The sequence below is a fragment of the Microbacterium sp. NPDC064942 genome (assembly GCF_049545525.1).
GTDB classification, from domain to species: domain Bacteria; phylum Actinomycetota; class Actinomycetes; order Actinomycetales; family Microbacteriaceae; genus Microbacterium; species Microbacterium gawkjiense.
The window spans coordinates 713,917-730,832 of sequence record NZ_JBMWDR010000001.1 but is presented as its reverse complement, the minus strand read 5'-3'; the positions used below and the strand labels follow the sequence as shown (position 1 = coordinate 730,832).

17 protein-coding genes and 1 tRNA gene are annotated in these 16,916 nt (G+C 71.1%); 6 read left to right on the top strand and 12 right to left on the bottom strand.

The features are described from left to right. Positions 1–3: 3 nt before the first annotated feature. The 4 genes from ACPEH2_RS03485 to ACPEH2_RS03470 are packed head-to-tail and all read right to left on the bottom strand — an operon-like array spanning position 4 to position 3,159. Positions 4–207, bottom strand: a complete 204-nt coding sequence (locus ACPEH2_RS03485) for a hypothetical protein (protein ID WP_217530155.1) — start codon at positions 205–207, stop codon at positions 4–6. Positions 208–230: 23 nt separating this feature from the next. Further along, positions 231–1,142, bottom strand: coding sequence for a type II secretion system F family protein (locus ACPEH2_RS03480; protein WP_253034204.1), 912 nt, complete (start codon positions 1,140–1,142; stop codon positions 231–233). Next, positions 1,139–1,999: a type II secretion system F family protein gene (locus tag ACPEH2_RS03475; protein WP_217530159.1), complete on the bottom strand. Its 861-nt coding sequence runs from the start codon at positions 1,997–1,999 to the stop codon at positions 1,139–1,141. The genes ACPEH2_RS03480 and ACPEH2_RS03475 overlap by 4 nt, the downstream gene beginning before the upstream one ends. Next, positions 1,996–3,159: a CpaF family protein gene (locus ACPEH2_RS03470; protein ID WP_359917556.1), complete on the bottom strand. Its 1,164-nt coding sequence runs from the start codon at positions 3,157–3,159 to the stop codon at positions 1,996–1,998. Before ACPEH2_RS03470 ends, ACPEH2_RS03475 begins: the two co-directional genes overlap by 4 nt. Positions 3,160–3,267: 108 nt before the next feature. Here ACPEH2_RS03470 and ACPEH2_RS03465 point away from each other — a divergent pair, with 108 nt between their 5' ends. The 3 genes from ACPEH2_RS03465 to ACPEH2_RS03455 all read left to right on the top strand — a co-directional run bounded on the left by ACPEH2_RS03465 (position 3,268) and on the right by ACPEH2_RS03455 (position 4,892). Next, positions 3,268–3,888, top strand: coding sequence for a flavin reductase family protein (locus ACPEH2_RS03465; protein ID WP_359917553.1), 621 nt, complete (start codon positions 3,268–3,270; stop codon positions 3,886–3,888). Between the two features lie 79 nt (positions 3,889–3,967). After that, positions 3,968–4,049, top strand: a tRNA-Leu gene (locus ACPEH2_RS03460). Positions 4,050–4,121: 72 nt separating this feature from the next. Further along, positions 4,122–4,892, top strand: coding sequence for a DedA family protein (locus tag ACPEH2_RS03455; protein ID WP_217530546.1), 771 nt, complete (start codon positions 4,122–4,124; stop codon positions 4,890–4,892). Here the strand turns inward: ACPEH2_RS03455 and ACPEH2_RS03450 are convergent, their stop codons facing one another. Further along, a complete protein-coding gene (locus ACPEH2_RS03450) occupies positions 4,893–5,780 on the bottom strand; it encodes a Ku protein (RefSeq protein ID WP_359917550.1) in 888 nt (295 codons plus the stop codon). A gap of 60 nt (positions 5,781–5,840) precedes the next feature. On the opposite strand from ACPEH2_RS03450, the gene ACPEH2_RS03445 reads away from it, so the two are divergent. Then, positions 5,841–8,222 carry an ATP-dependent DNA ligase gene (locus ACPEH2_RS03445; RefSeq protein WP_359917547.1) on the top strand — a complete coding sequence of 794 codons (2,382 nt, stop codon included), beginning with the start codon at positions 5,841–5,843 and terminating at the stop codon, positions 8,220–8,222. Between the two features lie 6 nt (positions 8,223–8,228). Here the strand turns inward: ACPEH2_RS03445 and ACPEH2_RS03440 are convergent, their stop codons facing one another. From ACPEH2_RS03440 to murI, 4 genes are all read right to left on the bottom strand, one after another. Further along, the gene (locus tag ACPEH2_RS03440) at positions 8,229–9,140 is read right to left on the bottom strand and encodes a cation diffusion facilitator family transporter (protein WP_359917544.1); all 912 of its coding nucleotides are present in this window, start codon (positions 9,138–9,140) and stop codon (positions 8,229–8,231) included. Between the two features lie 97 nt (positions 9,141–9,237). Further along, positions 9,238–9,876: an RdgB/HAM1 family non-canonical purine NTP pyrophosphatase gene (rdgB, locus tag ACPEH2_RS03435; RefSeq protein WP_217530173.1), complete on the bottom strand. Its 639-nt coding sequence runs from the start codon at positions 9,874–9,876 to the stop codon at positions 9,238–9,240. Continuing rightward, positions 9,822–10,565 (bottom strand): ribonuclease PH, encoded by a 744-nt coding sequence (gene rph / locus ACPEH2_RS03430; protein WP_064001858.1) that lies wholly within the window; start codon positions 10,563–10,565, stop codon positions 9,822–9,824. The genes rdgB and rph overlap by 55 nt, the downstream gene beginning before the upstream one ends. Next, the gene (gene murI / locus ACPEH2_RS03425) at positions 10,562–11,389 is read right to left on the bottom strand and encodes a glutamate racemase (RefSeq protein WP_064001857.1); all 828 of its coding nucleotides are present in this window, start codon (positions 11,387–11,389) and stop codon (positions 10,562–10,564) included. Before murI ends, rph begins: the two co-directional genes overlap by 4 nt. A 56-nt stretch (positions 11,390–11,445) precedes the next feature. On the opposite strand from murI, the gene ACPEH2_RS03420 reads away from it, so the two are divergent. Continuing rightward, entirely contained in the window at positions 11,446–12,774 is a 1,329-nt protein-coding gene (locus ACPEH2_RS03420) for a nicotinate phosphoribosyltransferase (protein WP_359917539.1), read from the top strand. Here ACPEH2_RS03420 and ACPEH2_RS03415 read toward each other — a convergent pair. Genes ACPEH2_RS03415 through ACPEH2_RS03405 form a run of 3 tightly spaced genes read right to left on the bottom strand, consistent with a single transcriptional unit; the run spans position 12,753 to position 16,005 of the window. Then, complete coding sequence (locus ACPEH2_RS03415; RefSeq protein ID WP_064001855.1) at positions 12,753–13,019, bottom strand: DUF3039 domain-containing protein; 267 nt, start codon at positions 13,017–13,019, stop codon at positions 12,753–12,755. The genes ACPEH2_RS03420 and ACPEH2_RS03415 overlap by 22 nt on opposite strands. Positions 13,020–13,060: 41 nt before the next feature. Further along, the gene (locus ACPEH2_RS03410) at positions 13,061–14,614 is read right to left on the bottom strand and encodes a hypothetical protein (RefSeq protein ID WP_359917537.1); all 1,554 of its coding nucleotides are present in this window, start codon (positions 14,612–14,614) and stop codon (positions 13,061–13,063) included. Then, positions 14,590–16,005, bottom strand: coding sequence for an ATP-binding cassette domain-containing protein (locus ACPEH2_RS03405; protein WP_359917535.1), 1,416 nt, complete (start codon positions 16,003–16,005; stop codon positions 14,590–14,592). Before ACPEH2_RS03405 ends, ACPEH2_RS03410 begins: the two co-directional genes overlap by 25 nt. 186 nt (positions 16,006–16,191) lie before the next feature. Here ACPEH2_RS03405 and ACPEH2_RS03400 point away from each other — a divergent pair, with 186 nt between their 5' ends. Continuing rightward, entirely contained in the window at positions 16,192–16,881 is a 690-nt protein-coding gene (locus tag ACPEH2_RS03400) for an NTP transferase domain-containing protein (protein ID WP_082886078.1), read from the top strand. The last annotated feature ends 35 nt before the right edge of the window (positions 16,882–16,916 follow it).

Here is a 16,916-nt window from a genome sequence, read left to right as displayed (position 1 = left end):
TCCTCAGAAGCTCGAGACCTGGTCGATCGCCTGCTCGAAGAGCTGGGCGAGCGCGGGACCTGCCAGGGCCCAGATGACGACGACGAGTCCGGCGGTCATGAGGGTGATCAACACCCAGCCGGGCACGTCGCCCCGCTCGTCGTCGCGGACGTCCCCGAGCACGGCACCCCAGGCGGTGCGCAAACGGGACAGAGTGGAACGGATCATGATGTTCTCCTTTCGGTCAGGTATCAGCCGACCCCGAGCCGCAGCATGACGATGCCGGGGAAGACGGCGAAGAGGACGCTCATGGGCAGCAGCAGGAAGACGATCGGGAAGAGCATCGCGATCTCCTTCTTGCCGGCGCGTTCGATGAGCGAGCGTTTGGCGTCCTCGCGGGCGTCGCCGGCCTGCGCCTGCAGGACCCCCGCCAACGGCGCACCGCGGTCGATGGCCGCGACGAGGTGCTCGAGCGCGCGCGACAGTGCCGGCACGTCGAGCCGCCGGCCGAGGTCCACGAGGGCGTCCGACAGGTTCGACCCGGTTCCGCTGTCGAGGACGGCGCGGCGGATCTCCGCCGTCAACTCCCCCGAGCCGATCTCCCCGACGCGGCGGAGGGCGTCGCGCAGGCCCTCGCCCGCGGCGAGGCAGAGCGAGAGGAACTCGAGGAGCGTCGGCAGCTCCTCCTCGACGCGCGCCCGCCGTCGGCGCCCCGCCGACGTCAGCCGCAGATCCAGCACGGCCGCCGCGGCCGCCCCGGCCACCGGAGGAAGCAGCACGGCTCCCGGACTCATCCGGCCGACGAGGGCCAGGAGGACCAGGACGGCCCCTCCCGCCAGTGCACCCACCACGATCCAGGTGAGTTGCCGCGCACGGAACCCCGCCGCATCCTGCGTCCAGCCGGCCTGCCGCAGCCGCTGCTCGAGACGGGCGGCTCCTCCGAACGCGGCCATGAACCGATCGCGCCGCGTGCGCCAGTCCGTCCCGGCGGACTCGAGGGGGGTGAGACCGCGCGGGTCGGCGATGTCCCGAAGATAGGGCGCGATGCGCCGCGACAGCGTGGGCGCCGCCAGCCGTGGGACCCGGGTCGCGACGAGCACGACGCCGGCCGCGAAGGCGCCGCCGAGCACGATCGCGAGCGCGAGCTCCGTCAGGGCGTTCATGCGAACCACCGCCGAGGCTCGGGGAGACGTCCGATGCCGACCATGAGACGGAACGCGACCACCGAGACGGCGGCGCCGAGCAGGATCACCGCGACGCCCTCGGGGCTGCTGTAGGCCGTCGCTCCTTCGGGGCGCAGGGCGAGCAGGCCGAGGATGATCCACGGCGCGACGACGCCGAGTACCGCGGCCCCGCGGATCCAGGACTGACGCGCTTCGATCTCGGCACGCAGCGCCGCGTCCGCCCGCACCGAGCCGGACAGCGCGCGGAGGACGCTCGTGAGCTCCGTCCCGCCGACCTGACGGGCCATTCGGAGCGCCTCGATGATGCGGTCGGCGACCGGATCGGCCAGCCGGGCCTTGAGGCGCAGCGCGCTCGAATCGAAGTGCCCGGACGCCGACACGTCCGACGCGAAGGCCGCGAACGCGGGACGCAGCGGCGGCGGTCCGACCTCGCCGAGCGCGGAGACCGCGTCGGGAAGCGACATCCCGGACCGTACCGAGGCGACCAGGAGGTCGCACACGTCCGGCCACAGCTGACGGCGGCTCTTCTGACGCCGGCGGGCGCGACCCCGCAGCCACCCGGCGGGCGCGAAGAATCCCGCCACAGCTGCGACGGCCGCGAACGCGGGCAGGGCGGTGACGAGCCAGACGATCGCCCCCGAGAGCGCCGCCGCGGCACAGGAGACCGCCGCGAGGTGCCCGGGCGTCGCATGGCCGAATCCGGCGCTCTGCAGGAGACGAGCGGATGCCGCATCGCGCCGCACGGGCGCCGGCTCCCCCGCGCGCGGCGGCCAGAGCCACGGCGACAGGGCGAGCAGAATGCCCGCCGCGAGGGTGATGCCGAGGAGGACGGTCATGCCGGAGCACCCCCGAAGAGCGTGCGGGTCTCGACCACGCCGTCGACGACACGGCCGGTCGGCGCGACGATCTGCACGACGGCGCGGCGACCGTCGGCATCCCGCCGGCAGTGGACGACCAGACCGACCGAGGCGGCGATCGCGGGCAGGAGGAAGTCACGGTCGATGTTCCGCCCGGCCAGCAACGGGAGCGAGCCGAGCTTGCGGAGCGCGTCGGGCGCCGAGTTGGCGTGGATCGTGGCGGCGCCCGGGACGCCCGTGTTCAGGGCGAGCAGCAGGTCGAGGGCCTCCGCATCGCGGACCTCGCCGACGACGAGGCGGTCCGGTCGCATGCGGAGCGCTTCCTTCACGAGCCGGCGCAGCGACACCTCGCCGGTCCCTTCGAGGCTGGGCTGACGGCCCTGCAGCGCGACGAGGTCAGGGGCCTGCGCGTTCAACTCGAACGTCTCCTCCACCGTCACGATGCGGTGGTGCGCCGGTGCGGCGGCGATGAGGGCGCCGAGCAGCGTGGTCTTGCCGGCGTGCGTCGCGCCCGAGACGACGACGCTCGTACCCTCGCGCATCGCGGTGCGGAGGATCGCCGTCGCCTCGGGGGCGACGGACCCGGCGGTGACGAGGTCGTCCAGGGTACGGAAGCGGGTGAGGAACTTCCGGATGTTCACCGCCCAGTGCCGGCGCGTGATGTCGGGGATGACGACGTGCAGGCGCGACCCGTCCGGCAGCGACGCGTCGACGAACGGTTGGCTGAGGTCGACGCGGCGGCCGGTGGCGTGCAGCATCCGCTCGACCAGGTCGCGCACGGCCGCGTCGGTCAGGACGATCGGTGCGCGTTCGCTGCGCCCCTCGCGGGCGACGTAGACGCGGTCGGGCGCGTTGATCCAGATCTCCTCGACTTCCGGGTCGTCGAGGAGCGCCTGCAGGGGGCCGTACCCCGCCACGGTCGACAGGATGTCGCGGACGGACCCCGCTTCGTCCTCGATGACCTCCACGCCTCGCGCGAGGGCGAAGTCGTTGTGGCGACGCACCTCGGCGCGAGCGATGAACGCTGCGCGGTCGGGGTCTCGCGACGGGTCGACCTGCTCGCTGCGCAGCCGCTCGCGCACCCGCTCGGCGACCGCGGCGAGCCCGCGGGTCGACGTCGGGGCGGACGCGATGCTCATGGCCAGGGATCCTCGCAACCCGACCCCGCCCGGCGCGGGAGTTATCCACACGCCACCGGCTCCAGGTGGACTGCGGACGTCCTGTCGGCGGAAGGCGAGAATCGAAGGATGGACGAAACGCGACGTGTCGAACTGCCCGTGCTGTACTTCGGGACCCCGGTCGCGTTGATCACCACGGTGAATCCCGACGGGTCCTCGAACATCAGCCCGATCTCCTCCGCCTGGGCGCTGGGCGACCGCTACATGCTGGGGCTCGGCGCCGACGGCCAGGCGGTCGCCAACCTCCGACGCGTCGGCGAACTCGTGATCAACCTGCCGTCATCCGACCTCGTCGGCGCGGTCGAGGCGATCGCGCCGACGACGGGGCGGAACCCGGTGCCCGAGGCCAAGAGACCCGCCTACCGCCACGAGCCCGACAAGTGGACCCTCGGGGGTCTCACCCCCCTCCCGTCGGACGCGGTGACGGCGGCACGTGTGGCCGAGTGCCCGGTGCAGATCGAGGCTCGTGTGGCGCAGATCGTCGGCGTCGACGGTGGCGACGCCGTCGCCGTGGAGGCGCAGGTCCTGCAGGTCCACGCGCACGAAGGGATCCTGCGGGCGGGGCAGGACCGCGTGGACACCGACGCGTGGCGACCGCTGTACTACGGGTTCCGCCACTACTTCGCGCAGGGGCCGCACGTCGGCGCCAACTTCCGGGCGCCGCTCCTGGACGATCCCGCGCATACCTGACCAGGTCGGCATCGCCGCGCGATCCTCGGGATATCCCTCTCAGTCGTCTCCCACCGCGCGCCCTAGACTGAACGCACCAGCGGGAGTGGTGAAATCGGCAGACACGCAGGATTTAGGTTCCTGTGCCTTCGGGCGTGGGGGTTCAAGTCCCCCCTTCCGCACGAGGCACCCGCGTGCCTCACACCTTGCGCCCGTCCGTCGGCGGGCCCACCGCCGCGAATCGAAGGACCTCCGTGCACCCCTTCGCACTGCTTCCCTGGCTCGATCCCGAGACCATCATCAACGCGGCCGGCCCGTGGGCCCTCGTCGTGGTCTGCTTCATCGTCTTCGCCGAGACCGGCCTGCTCGTCGGCTTCCTGCTGCCGGGTGACACCCTGCTGATCATGGCGGGCCTGCTGTCGAACCCGGTCACCCACGCCCCGAACGGCGTCTTCGGGATCAACGTCTGGGTGGTCGGCCTGCTGATCGGTCTCGCGGCGTTCCTCGGCGGTGAGGTCGGATACCTGATCGGTCGCAAGGGCGGACCCGCCGTGTTCGAACGCAAGGAGTCCGGCCTCTTCAGTCGCAGCAACGTCGAGCGGACGAATGCGTTCTTCGAGCGCTACGGCGGCGTGACGGTCATCCTCGCCCGTTTCGTGCCGATCGTGCGCACCTTCGCCCCGGTCGCCGCCGGCGTCGGCAAGATGGCATGGCACAAGTACTCGCTCTACAACCTGATCGGCGCCGTGATCTGGGGCTTCGGTCTGACGGTCGTCGGTTACCTCGTGAGCCTCATCCCGGGCGTCGGCGAGTTCGTCGCCGAGTACATCGACGTCATCCTGCTGGTGGCGGTGGCCGGCACCATCATCTTCATTGTGTGGCACTACTTCGCCGAGAAGCGCAAGGTCAAGCGCGAGATGGCCGCCGGACCCGACGGCGTCACCGACCAGGCCGAGGCGCAGCAGCTCGTCCTCGAGCCCGAGGCGTTCGACGAGCGCCCCGACGGGGAGAGCCGCCGCTCCTGATCAGGAGGCCTTCTTCTTCGCGGGCTTCTTCTTCGCCGCCGCCGGCTTCGTGTCGGCGGCGGCGTCTTTCTTCCCAGCGTCCGTCTTCCCGCTGCCAGCGCGCGCGGCGCGGCTCTTCTCGACGCTCGCCCGCAGCGCCTCCATCAGGTCGATGACCTCTCCGCCGGAGGCATCCGTCTTCTCGCCGAAGGTCTCGGCGGTGTCGAACGCGTCGCCCTTCTCGAGCTTCGCCTCGATGAGGGTCCGCAGCTCCTGCTGGTACTCGTCGGTGAACTCGGTCGGGTCGAAGTCGCTCGAGAAGCTGTCGACGAGGGATGCCGAGAGCTCCAGCTCCTTGCTCGAGATCTTCACCGACTCGTCGAGCACTGGGAACGACGCCTCACGCACCTCGTCCGCCCACAGGAGCGTCTGCAGCACGAGCACGTCGCCGCGCACGCGGAGCGCCGCCAGCCGCGTCTTCTGCCGCAGCGCGAACCGGACGATGGCGGTGCGGTCGGTCTGCTCCAGCGTCTGCCGCAGCAGGACGTAGGCCTTGGGGCTCTTCGAGTCGGGCTCGAGGTAGTACGCCTTGTCGAGCGTCAGCAGGTCGATCTGCTCGGTCGGCACGAACTCGACGACTTCGATCTCGCGGCTGCGCTCGCTCGGCAGGGCCGCGAAATCGTCGGAGGTCAGGACGACGGTGCGCTCGCCGTCGTCGTACGCCTTGTCGATCTCGGCATACGGGACGACCTCGCCGTCGATCTCGCAGATGCGCTGATACCGGATGCGGCCGCCGTCCGCCGCGTGCACCTGATGCAGGGACACGTCGTGGTCCTCGGTCGCGGAGTACACCTTGACGGGCACGTTCACCAGGCCGAAGGTGAGGGCGCCTTTCCAGATCGCTCGCATCACACCAGTAGACACCCGTCACAGCACGTTGCGACAGGGCTTGCGCACTACTCTGGGCCCATGCCAGCCCCACCCCAGGAGGTCGTCGTCGACGGGCGCCGCCTGCGGCTGACGAATCTCGACAAGGTCATGTACCCGGAGACGGGGACGACCAAGGGCGAGGTCATCGACTACCTCACCCGCATCGCGCCGGCGATGCTGCCGCACCTCGCCGATCGGCCGGTCACCCGCATCCGCTGGCCCGACGGCACCGGCGAGGGCTCGTTCTTCGCGAAGCACCTCGAAGCGGGGGCGCCGCCCTGGGTCGCGCGGCGGCCCATCGAGCATTCGACCGGCGCGAAGGACTACCCGCTCGTCGACGGGATCCCGACTCTCGTCTACCTCGCGCAGGTCGCCTCGATCGAACTGCACGTCCCGCAATGGCGCTTCGACGCCACCGGGGGACGACGGAACCCCGACCGACTTGTCCTCGACCTCGATCCGGGCCCGGGAGCGGGGCTCGCCGAGTGCGCGGAGGTCGCGCGCTGGGCGCGCGCGATCCTGATCGACCTCGGGATGGACCCGGTGCCCGTCACGAGCGGCAGCAAGGGCATCCACCTGTACGCCCCCCTCGACGGATCCCGCACGAGCGACGAGATCAGCGCCTTCGCGAAAGAACTCGCCCGCCTGCTCGAAGCCGACCACCCCGACCTCGTCGTCAGTCAGATGTCAAAGGCCGCCCGTCCCGGCAAGGTGTTCCTCGACTGGAGCCAGAACAACGGCAAGAAGACGACGATCGCACCGTACTCGCTGCGGGGCCGCGACCGGCCGACCGTCGCCGCGCCGCGCAGCTGGGACGAGCTCGACGACCCCGATCTGCGCCACCTGCTCTTCGACGAGGTCCTCGAGCGGCTGGGCGAGGTCGGCGACCTGTTCGCCGCGCTGGCGCCGACGGATGCCGGGCCGCTCACCTCGTACATCGCGAAGCGCTCCGCGGCGAAGACGCCCGAGCCCGTGCCGGACTCCCCCGCCGGCGCACCGTCCGCCGGCTCCGCGCGCTTCGTCATCCAGGAGCACCACGCCCGGCGCCTGCACTACGATCTGCGTCTCGAACGCGACGGCGTGCTCGTCAGCTGGGCGGTGCCGCGCGGCATCCCGGACTCCCCCTCGACGAACCACCTCGCGGTCATGACCGAGCCGCACCCGATGGAGTACCTGGGCTTCGCGGGCGAGATCCCGGCGGGCGAGTACGGTGCCGGGTCGATGTCGATCTGGGACAGCGGCACCTTCGCGCTGGAGAAGTGGCGCGACGACGAGGTGATCTTCACCGCGACCGGTCGCGAGGGCGGTCCGCTCGGTTCGGTGCGGCTCGCCCTCATCCGCACGAGCGGCGACGGCGAGAAGTCGCAGTGGCTGCTGCACCGGATGAAGACGGATGCCGCGCCCCCCGCATCCGCTCCTCCGACATCCGCGTCGCCGCCCTCCGCCGGCACGCCCCTCCCGACGCCGTCGCCGATGCTCGCGACGACCTCCACCCCTCCCCTGGCGCGCCGCGCGGCGGAGCGATGGGGAGCCTGGGTCGAGTTCAAGTGGGACGGCGTACGTGCCCTCGGAATCTGGAACGGACAGACGTTGCGGCTGCGGGCCCGTAGCGGCACCGACATCACGGCGCGCTACCCCGAGGTGACCGCGGCGGCGGCGTTCGGTCCCGCCTCCTGCGTGGTGGACGGCGAGATCGTCGCTTCCGACGAACGCGGTCGACCGAGCTTCTCCCTGCTGCAGCACCGGATGCACCTGACGAAGACGCCCGAGATCGAACGCGAGGCGCGGCGGATCCCGGTGCAGTACCTGCTATTCGACGTCCTCGAAATCGACGGGAGGGATGCCGGGCCGCTGCCCCTCGCGCAGCGGAGGGAGCTCCTCGAACGGCTCGCCGCCGATGCGCACGAGCCGATCGTCCTCCCCCCGATCGCGGACGACGTCGCCGACGCCCTCGCCACGGCGCGCGCGATGGATCTGGAGGGTGTCGTCGTCAAGGACCCGTCGTCGGTCTACCGACGCGGCCAGCGCAGCGACCAGTGGCTCAAGGTCAAGCTCACCCTGATGCAGGAGGTGGTGATCGGCGGCATCCGTCCGGGCAAGGGCGGTCGCTCAGGGGGGATCGGGTCGCTCCTGATGGGGATCCCGACGCCCGACGGGCTGCACTACGTCGGTCGGGTCGGCTCCGGCTTCGGCGACGCGACCCTCGCACGATTGGATGCCGCGCTCACCCCGCTGCGCACCGACGAGAATCCGTTCGTCGACGTCGGCCGGGAAGAGGCATCCGATGCGCTCTGGGTGCGCCCTGAGCTCGTCGGCGAGGTCGAGTACGCCGAGGCGACGCCGAACGGGACCCTCCGCCACGCCCGCTGGCGCGGTCTGCGACCCGACAAGACCCCGGACCAGGTCCGGATGGAGGACTGACCGGCGTCAGGCGTGGGCGTCGTGTTCGACGTGACCGGCGGGTTCGAGCTGGAACGTGGAGTGAGCCACGTCGAAATGTCGGGACAGGCAGGACTGCAGCTGCGACAGGAGTGCGCCGGCGCGATCGTCGGCGAAGTGATCGGGTGCGACGACGACGTGGGCCGTGAACACCGGCGCGCCCCGGGTGAGCTGCCACACATGGACGTCGTGGACGTCGACGACGCCCTCGGTGCCGAGGATGTGATCCCGGATGTCGGCGACCTTCGTCCCCGCCGGCGCGCGCTCCCCGAGCACGGCGAACACCTCGCGCAGCAGGGCGACGGCGCGGGGCACGATGAGGGCGGCGATGAGGAGGGAGGCCACGGCGTCCGCCGGCATCCATCCCGTCAGCCAGATGACCCCGGCGGCGAGGATGACGACGACGGAACCGATGAGGTCGCCCAGCACCTCGAGGTAGGCACCGCGCACGTTGATGCTCGTGCGTTGAGCGGCGCTCAGGACGTAGAGCGAGACGCCGTTCGCGACGAGGCCGATGACCGCGACCACGAGCATCGGCAGCCCCTGCACCTCGGCGTCGGCGGGGTCGACGAGTCGGGAGATCGCCTCGACGGCGATCCATCCGCCCAGCACGACCAGGATGACGGCGTTGAGCAGCGCGCCGAACACCTCGGCCCGCTGGTAGCCGTAGGTCTGGCGTTCGTCGGCGGGACGCGCCGCCACCGACGCCGCGATGAGGGCGATCACGAGACCCGAGCTGTCGGTGAACATGTGCCCGGCGTCCGCGAGGAGCGCGAGCGATCCCGTGAGGATCGCGCCGACGAGCTGGATGACGAGCACGGTCGCGGTGATGCCCAGCGAGACAGCGAGCAAGCGGCGGGGATGTCCGCCGCGGATGCCGGTGGGCGCGTGATCGTGCATACCTCGCGGGTAGGGCGGGGCGGCCGCCCTCCCGCCCGGTTCGGCCTACTCGGGAATGAGTCCGATTCTCAGGCTCAGCCGTGTGCGCGGGCGTGGGTCAGAGCGCGGCGAGGAGCGGCGCCAGCGCCTCGAATGCACGGGCACGATGCGACGTCGCGTTCTTCTCCGCGGCCGACAGCTGCGCGGCCGTCCGCCCCTCCGCGTCGTCGGGCAGGAACACCGGGTCGTACCCGAACCCGTTCCCACCCGCGGGAGCCGTCGCCAGCCGGCCCGGCCAGATCCCCGTCACCACGTGCTCCTCGCCGCCCGGGACGACGAGCGCGACCGTCGACACGAACTGCGCCGTCCGATGCGGGTCGGTGATGTCGGAGAGTTGATCGAGCAGCAGCTCGTAGTTCGCGACGCCGTCCTTGCGGTGCCCGGCCCAGTAGGCGGAGAACACACCGGGCGAGCCGCCGAGCACGTCGACGCTGATCCCGGAGTCGTCGGCCATCGCGGGGAGCCCCGTGTGGACGGCCGCCGCGCGCGCCTTGATCAGCGCGTTCTCGGCGAACGTCACGCCGTCCTCGACGGGCTCGGGTCCGTCGTAGCCGACGACCTCGAGGTCGGGCCGCGTCGCGGCGACGATCGCACCGAACTCCTCGACCTTGTGCGCGTTGTGCGTCGCCAGGACGATACGGCTCACGCGCGCTCCTGCGCGAGGGCGGCGAGCTGGATGTCGCGGAGGTCGCCGCATCCGTTCACACCGAGGTCGAGCAGCGCGTCGAGCTCCCGCTTGTCGAAGGGCGCCCCCTCGGCGGTACCCTGCACCTCGACGAACAACCCGCGACCGGTGACGACGACGTTCATGTCGGTCTCGGCGCGCACGTCCTCGACGTAGGCGAGGTCGAGCATGGGCTCACCGTCGATGATCCCGACCGAGACCGCCGCCACCGAGTCCAGGAGCGCCTTCGCGTTCTTCCCGACGAACCCCTTGGCCCGGCCCCACTCGATCGCGTCCGCGAGTGCGACGTAGGCGCCCGTGATCGCCGCCGTGCGGGTGCCGCCGTCAGCCTGGAGCACGTCGCAGTCGATGACGATCGTGTTCTCGCCGAGCGCCTTCGTGTCGACGACCGCGCGGAGCGCGCGACCGATCAGCCGGGAGATCTCGTGGGTGCGGCCGCCGACCTTGCCCTTGATGGACTCGCGGTCGTTGCGGGAGTTGGTCGCGCGCGGCAGCATCGCGTACTCGGCGGTGACCCACCCCTTGCCCTTGCCGGTCAGCCAGCGCGGGACGCCGTTGGTGAAGGATGCGGTGCACAGCACCTTCGTTCCCCCGAAGGAGATGAGGGCCGACCCCTCGGCGTGGGCGCTCCAGCCGCGTTCGATGGTGACGGGGCGCAGCTGGTCGACGGCGCGGCCGTCGGCACGGGTGGTCTCGGTCATGAGGTCTCCTTCGGTAGGTCGATGGCACCGGTCTGGACGAGGCGGACACTGCTCACACCGCGTCCCATCAGCCGGTCGGCGAGGCGGAGGAAGTCCTCGGCGGAATCCCCCGTCGCCTCGTAGACATGCGTTGGTTCCGCGTCCGGTCCAGCCAGCAGATCGCGCGACACGAGCTGACGATAGACGTCCTTCGCGGTCTCGGTGTCGCTCGAGACGAGCGACACGTCCGGGCCCATCACGTAGCTGATGGCGCCCTCGAGGAACGGGTAGTGGGTGCAGCCGAGCACGAGGGTGTCGATCCCCGCGTGACGCAACGGCGCGAGGTACTCCTCGGCGACGCGCAGGACGTCGGGCGTGTCCGTGACCCCCGCCTCCACGAAGTCGACGAAGCGCGGACAAGCCTGGGCGAAGACGCTCAGGCGCTCGTTGACGCCGAGCATGTCCTGGTACACGCCCGAGCCGATGGTGCCCGCGGTGCCGATGACGCCGATCCGCCCGTTGCGCGTGGTCGAGATGGCGGTGCGCACGGCGGGGCCGATGACCTCGACGACGGGCACGTCGTACCGCTCCCGAGCGTCGCGCAGGAGTGCCGCCGACGCGGTGTTGCACGCGATCACGAGCATCTTCACGCCCTCGTCGACGAGGGCGTCGAGCACCTCGAGGCCGTAGCGCCGCACGTCGGCGATCGGTTTCGGTCCGTACGGGGAGTGCGCCGTGTCGCCGATGTAGAGCACCGACTCCCGCGGCAGCAGCTGCGAGACAGCGCGGGCGACGGTGAGGCCGCCCACTCCGGAGTCGAAGATCCCGATCGGTGCGTCCGTCACGATCGTCCAGCCTAGTCTCGCGCGGGGGTCCACTCGCGCGTGGCTAGAGTGACGGCATGGGCATGTCCACGGCGCTGCTGACCGACCGCTACGAGCTCACGATGCTGGATGCCGCGCTGCGCGATGGCACCGCCGACCGCCGCTGCGTGTTCGAGCTCTTCGGCCGCCGCCTCCCGGGCGGACGCCGCTTCGGCGTGGTCGCGGGAACCGGGCGACTGCTCGCCGAACTCGCCGACTTCCGGTTCGAGGAGGCGGAGCTCGCCTTCCTCCGCGACAACCGCATCGTGAGCGCCGAGACCGTCCGCTTCCTCGAGGACTACCGCTTCCGCGGGACGATCAGCGGGTACCGCGAGGGAGAGCTCTACTTCCCCGGCTCGCCGATCCTCACGGTCGAGGGCTCGTTCGCCGAGGCCGTGATCCTCGAGACCCTCGCGCTCAGCATCCTCAACCACGATTCGGCCGTCGCCACCGCTGCGGCGCGTATGAGCATCGCTGCCGGCGACCGCCCGCTCGCCGAGATGGGGTCACGCCGTGCGGCGGAGCGCTCCGCCGTCGCCGCGGCGCGAGCCGCCTACATCGCAGGCTTCTCAGCGACGAGCAACCTCGAGGCCGGTCGCACCTGGGGCATCCCGACCATGGGGACGGCCGCACATGCGTGGACACTGCTCCACGACACCGAGGAGGACGCCTTCCGCAGCCAGATCGACGCGCTCGGCACCGATACGACGCTCCTCGTCGACACCTATGACATCCGCCAGGGCGTCGAGACGGCGATCCGCGTGGCGGGCACGGGCCTCGGAGGCGTGCGCCTCGACTCGGGAGACCTCCCGACCGTCGCCGCGTCGGTGCGCGCGCAGCTCGACGAACTCGGCGCCACGGGTACCCGCATCACCGTGACGAGCGACCTCGACGAGTTCGCGATCGCGGCACTGGCGGCATCCCCCGTCGACGCCTACGGGGTCGGGACCTCGGTCGTGACGGGATCGGGTACCCCGACCGCGGGCATGGTCTACAAGCTCGTCGCACGGCAGGGCACCGACGGCGGATGGGTCTCCGTCGCGAAGGCCTCGACGTCGAAGGCGTCCGTCGGCGGACGCAAGGCCGCGTTCCGCACCCGCGTCGACGGGGTCGCGACGGGCGAGGTGGTCGCCGTGGCCGCCGGGTTCGACGAGCTCGACACGCCCGCCGCCCACCCCGACGCCCGTCCGCTGCAGGTCGCTCTGGTCCAGCACGGCGAAGCGGATGCCGCGCACCTCGGACCCGAGGGGGTCGCCGCCGCACGGGAGCATCACCTGCGCGTGCGGGAGGAGCTGCCCGTCACCGCCCTCGCTCTCAGCCGCGCCGATCCGGCGCTACCGACGGTCTACGAGGTCAGCGAGGCGTAGATCTCCTTGCAGGTGGGGCACACCGGGAACTTCTCGGGGTCGCGCCCCGGCGTCCACTTCTTGCCGCAGAGCGCGCGGACGGGCTTGCCGGTGATCGCCGATTCGAGGATCTTGTCCTTCTTGACGTAGTGCGAGAACCGCTCATGGTCACCCGGCTCGATGGACTCCTCGCGGATGAGCTCCTCGAGCTCACGGTCGAGTGTGGCGAGGCCGCCCTGATCCGGGCTGTCGATCGGCGTGCTCATTCCCCCGAGTGTACTGCCGGCGGGACCCTCGTGGACGGGGGTCAGTGCGTTTCGGCGAACTCCATGAGGCGGCTCGTGCGGCGCTCGAAGACCGCCCCGCCGACGGCGATCCCGACCCCCATCACGGTCACCCCCACACCCATGCCGGCCCAGAAGGACGTCCATGCGGCGCCCTCGTCGCCGCCGAGCGCGAGCCAGCCCGCCCACAGCGCGGGGACGGAGAGGATGATCGCCCCGAACAGGACCGCCGCCTGAGCGACCGACCCGCCCGTGCGCTGCGGCTGCTCGAACGGTCCTTCTCCGGGACGCGAGACCGCGTAGGGCGCGGCCGCAGACGCCACAGAGCTGAGGCCGAGACCCGTCGCGAAGAGCGAGACGCAGACTCCGACGAGGGCCGGGAGCACCACCCACCGCCCGTGGACCCAGATCGAGAGGGTGATGGCGAGCGCCAGGAGCGGCACCCCGAGGAGCAGGACGGGGACGAGGCGCCCCACCCGGTCGGCGACGCCGCGGACACCGGCGGAGATGTGCAGCCAGATCCCGGTCGAGTCGTACGCGAGGTCGTTGTGCACGAGCCAGCCGAGGAACAGCGCGAGGATCGGCGGCGGGATCAGCGCGACGGTCGACAACGGCACGCCCACCACCAGGAGCGGCAGAACGATGAGGACGGAGGCGATGGGGACGACCACGATGTTGGCGAGGTGCCGAGGGTCGCCCGACCAGTACACGATGCTGCGCGCGGCGATCGCGCCGCCGGGGGTGCCGGGCATGACGGCGAACCAGCCGAGTCCGCGACGCTCGCGCACCGGTACCTCGCGCTCCGTCGCGCTCATCATGATCTGGACGAGCAGCCGCCACGCACCCGCCAGCGCGAGCACGGTCACGAAGGCCACGAGGACCGAGACGACGAGGTCGCCGCCGGTGCGCAGCGGGATGGCGACGGCTGCCCCGAGAGGCGTCGCGCCCAGCACCTGCGCCGCCTCAGCGAGCTGCGAGGGCAGACCCCCGGACCACTCGAGCGAGAAGGCGAACACGGCCACGGGGATGACGACGATCGCGGCCGCTGTGACCATCAGGCCCGTGAGCTGCGGCGACCTGCGCTCGCGGAGGGCGAGGACGGAGACGGCCATCGCGCACCGCGCGGCGAGGACGTTGGTGGCGACGAACAGCACCGCGGCGAGGACGGCGAGGGCGGGTGACGCCCCGTGACCGATCCACGCCACGGACATCGCGACCGCAACCGCGATCGTGACCAGTCCCGGCAGTCCGAAGGGGGATGCCGCCACCACCGACCACGCGACGATCCGAGGCTCGACGCCCGTCACGACGAACCGCCGGGGGTCGAGAGGATCGTCGGCGCCCGTGAAGAGCGGTACGAGGAGGAAGCCGCCGACGATGAGCGATCCGCCCACGACGACGAGCGTCGCCGCATCCGCATCCGGAACGCGGTCGAGCCGGACGAGCGCGACGCACACCGCCGCCACGGCGACCGCGAGGATCCCGAAGGCGGCCAGGCGGCGGACGAGCACGCCGGGGCGGGCGTTCAGCGAACCCGCGAGCAGCGCGAGCCTCAGTCGGAGTACGTGTGCAACCACTCGAGGCCTTCCACGTCGCTGAGTCCGCCGGACAGCTGGACGAAGCGCTCCGCGAGGGTGTGATCGCCGCGGACCTCGTCGACGGATCCATGGGCCAGCACCTGGCCGGCGACGATCACGGCGACGCCGTCGCAGACGCGCTCGACGAGCTCCATGCCATGGCTCGAGAGGATGACGGTGCCACCGCGCGCCACGTATGCCGTGAGGATCTCGAGAATCACCTCGCTCGAGACGGGGTCGACCGCCTCGAAGGGTTCGTCCAGCACGAGCAGGCGGGGAGCATGGATCATCGCGCCCGCGAGCATGATCTTCTTCGTCATGCCCGCCGAGTAGTCCGACACCGGCCGCACGAGCGCCGCGGTCAGGTCGAAGGCGCGGGCAAGGTCTTCCGTCCGCTCGGCGACGACGGCCGGGCGGAGCCCGCGCAGGACGCCGTAGTAGTGCAGCAACTGCCGCCCGGTGAGGCGGTCGAACGTGCGCAGCCGGTCGGGCAGGACCCCCATCAGCGCCTTCGCCGCGCGGGGATCCCGCTGCAGGTCGACCCCGCCGACGACGATCGTCCCGGCATCGGGCCGCAGCAAACCGGCGATCATCGACAGCGTCGTCGTCTTTCCCGCACCGTTGGGCCCGACCAGCCCGTAGAAGGTGCCGGCGGGGATCTCGAGGTCGACGGCGTCGACGGCCCGCGTCCGACCGAACGACTTCGAGACCTTCTCCAGTCGCAGTGCCGGGGCGGGATCGGATGCGTCGAGGCCCGCCTCGGCGCCGTCGAGGTCGAGGACGGCCGTCGCCGTCTCGAGCGCGCCGGCGTCGGTCGCCGTGTCGTCGTCCGTCGCGGTCTCGTCAGCCGGGACCGGCTCGGTCTCCGGCGCGGGCTCGACTTCGGGTTCAACCTCGGGCTCCATCACGGGCTCGGTTTCGAGCTCGAGGACGGTCTCGGGCTCGGCTTCCACGTCGGGCTCGGATTCGATCTCGGGTTCGGTCTCGGGCTCGGTTTCGACGCCGGCCGCGAGTTCGGTCTCGGGCTCGGTTTCGACGCCGGCCTCGGGTTCGACTTCGGGTTCAGGCTCGGATGCGGCGACGGGCTCGGTCTCGGCTGGAGACTCGTATTCGACCTCGGGCTGAGCCTCGAGCTCGGGTTCGGCCGCGGGCAGCACCTCCTGCTCCGACACCGGCTCCGACGTCGTGTCGTCCTGCTCGGCGGGTGCCTCACCCGGGTCGCGAGAGGCCTCCTCGAACCGCGCAGCGGCGACGGCGGCCGGCACCTCGGGCTTGGGCGGCAGGGCCTGCGCGACCTCGTCGACGGGCACGGGCGGAGGCGGCGGAACCGGGTTGTCGGCGCCGGACACGGGAGCCTTCTTGCGGGGCGGTCGTGTCTTGGGAGGCGTCACCCCTCAAACCTAGCAAGCCCGACCGGTGCGACTTCCGGCGCACGCCACAGGGGGTCGCACTATCACGAATGCACAACGTCGGGCCAGGATACGGGCCCTTTTCAGGTGACACCGATAGCATCGAGGGCGGCACGAAGATGTGTCTTTCCGATGTACGGACAGTGACCACATCGTCAGGAGCACCCCGTGACCAAGATCGTCATCCTCGCAGCCGGCATGGGCTCGCGCCTCGGCCGCAGCCTGCCCAAGCCGCTGACCGCGCTGAGCGACGGCCGCAGCATCATGGGGCAGCAGCACGACAACATCCGCGCGGCATTCGGGCCCAAGGCCCACATCACCACGGTGGTCGGCTACCGTGCCGAGACCATCGTCGAGGCCTTCCCCGACGTCGACTACGTCTACAACGACCGCTACGACCAGACCAACACGTCCAAGAGCCTGCTGCGTGCCCTCAAGGCGACGGGCAAGTCGGGTGTCCTCTGGATGAACGGCGACGTCGTGTTCGATCCGCGTGTGCTCGGCCGGGCCCTGGCGCTCATCGAGGCGGACCAGTCCTTCGTGACGGTGAACACCTCGAAGGTCAGCGACGAAGAGGTCAAGTACACCGTCGACGCGGACGGCAACATCGCCGAGCTGTCGAAGACCGTCGTCGGCGGCCTCGGCGAAGCGGTCGGGATCAACTACATCTCGCGCGCCGACAAGCCGGCGCTCATCGCTCAGCTGGGCCACGTCGACAACCAGGACTACTTCGAGCGGGGTCTCGAGCTCGCGATCGCCGAGAACGGCCTGAAGCTGCGGCCCCTCGACATCTCCGACCTGTACGCCGTCGAGGTCGACTTCGCGGAAGACCTCGATCGGGCGAACCTCTACGTCTGAGGCAGCGGACGATGCGTCCCGGCGCATCGTGAGAT

Coding starts and splice junctions, on each gene's coding strand:
- ACPEH2_RS03475 (WP_217530159.1), bottom strand. CDS start 1,999: ATGACCGTCCTCCTCGGCATCACCCTCGCGGCGGGCATTCTGCTCGCC.
- ACPEH2_RS03440 (WP_359917544.1), bottom strand. CDS start 9,140: ATGCACGATCACGCGCCCACCGGCATCCGCGGCGGACATCCCCGCCGC.
- rph (WP_064001858.1), bottom strand. CDS start 10,565: ATGACCGAGACCACCCGTGCCGACGGCCGCGCCGTCGACCAGCTGCGC.
- rdgB (WP_217530173.1), bottom strand. CDS start 9,876: ATGCGGCGACCTCCGCGACATCCAGCTCGCCGCCCTCGCGCAGGAGCG.
- ACPEH2_RS03420 (WP_359917539.1), top strand. CDS start 11,446: ATGGGCATGTCCACGGCGCTGCTGACCGACCGCTACGAGCTCACGATG.
- ACPEH2_RS03445 (WP_359917547.1), top strand. CDS start 5,841: ATGCCAGCCCCACCCCAGGAGGTCGTCGTCGACGGGCGCCGCCTGCGG.
- ACPEH2_RS03415 (WP_064001855.1), bottom strand. CDS start 13,019: ATGAGCACGCCGATCGACAGCCCGGATCAGGGCGGCCTCGCCACACTC.
- ACPEH2_RS03485 (WP_217530155.1), bottom strand. CDS start 207: ATGATCCGTTCCACTCTGTCCCGTTTGCGCACCGCCTGGGGTGCCGTG.
- ACPEH2_RS03480 (WP_253034204.1), bottom strand. CDS start 1,142: ATGAACGCCCTGACGGAGCTCGCGCTCGCGATCGTGCTCGGCGGCGCC.
- ACPEH2_RS03450 (WP_359917550.1), bottom strand. CDS start 5,780: ATGCGAGCGATCTGGAAAGGCGCCCTCACCTTCGGCCTGGTGAACGTG.
- ACPEH2_RS03465 (WP_359917553.1), top strand. CDS start 3,268: ATGGACGAAACGCGACGTGTCGAACTGCCCGTGCTGTACTTCGGGACC.
- ACPEH2_RS03470 (WP_359917556.1), bottom strand. CDS start 3,159: ATGAGCATCGCGTCCGCCCCGACGTCGACCCGCGGGCTCGCCGCGGTC.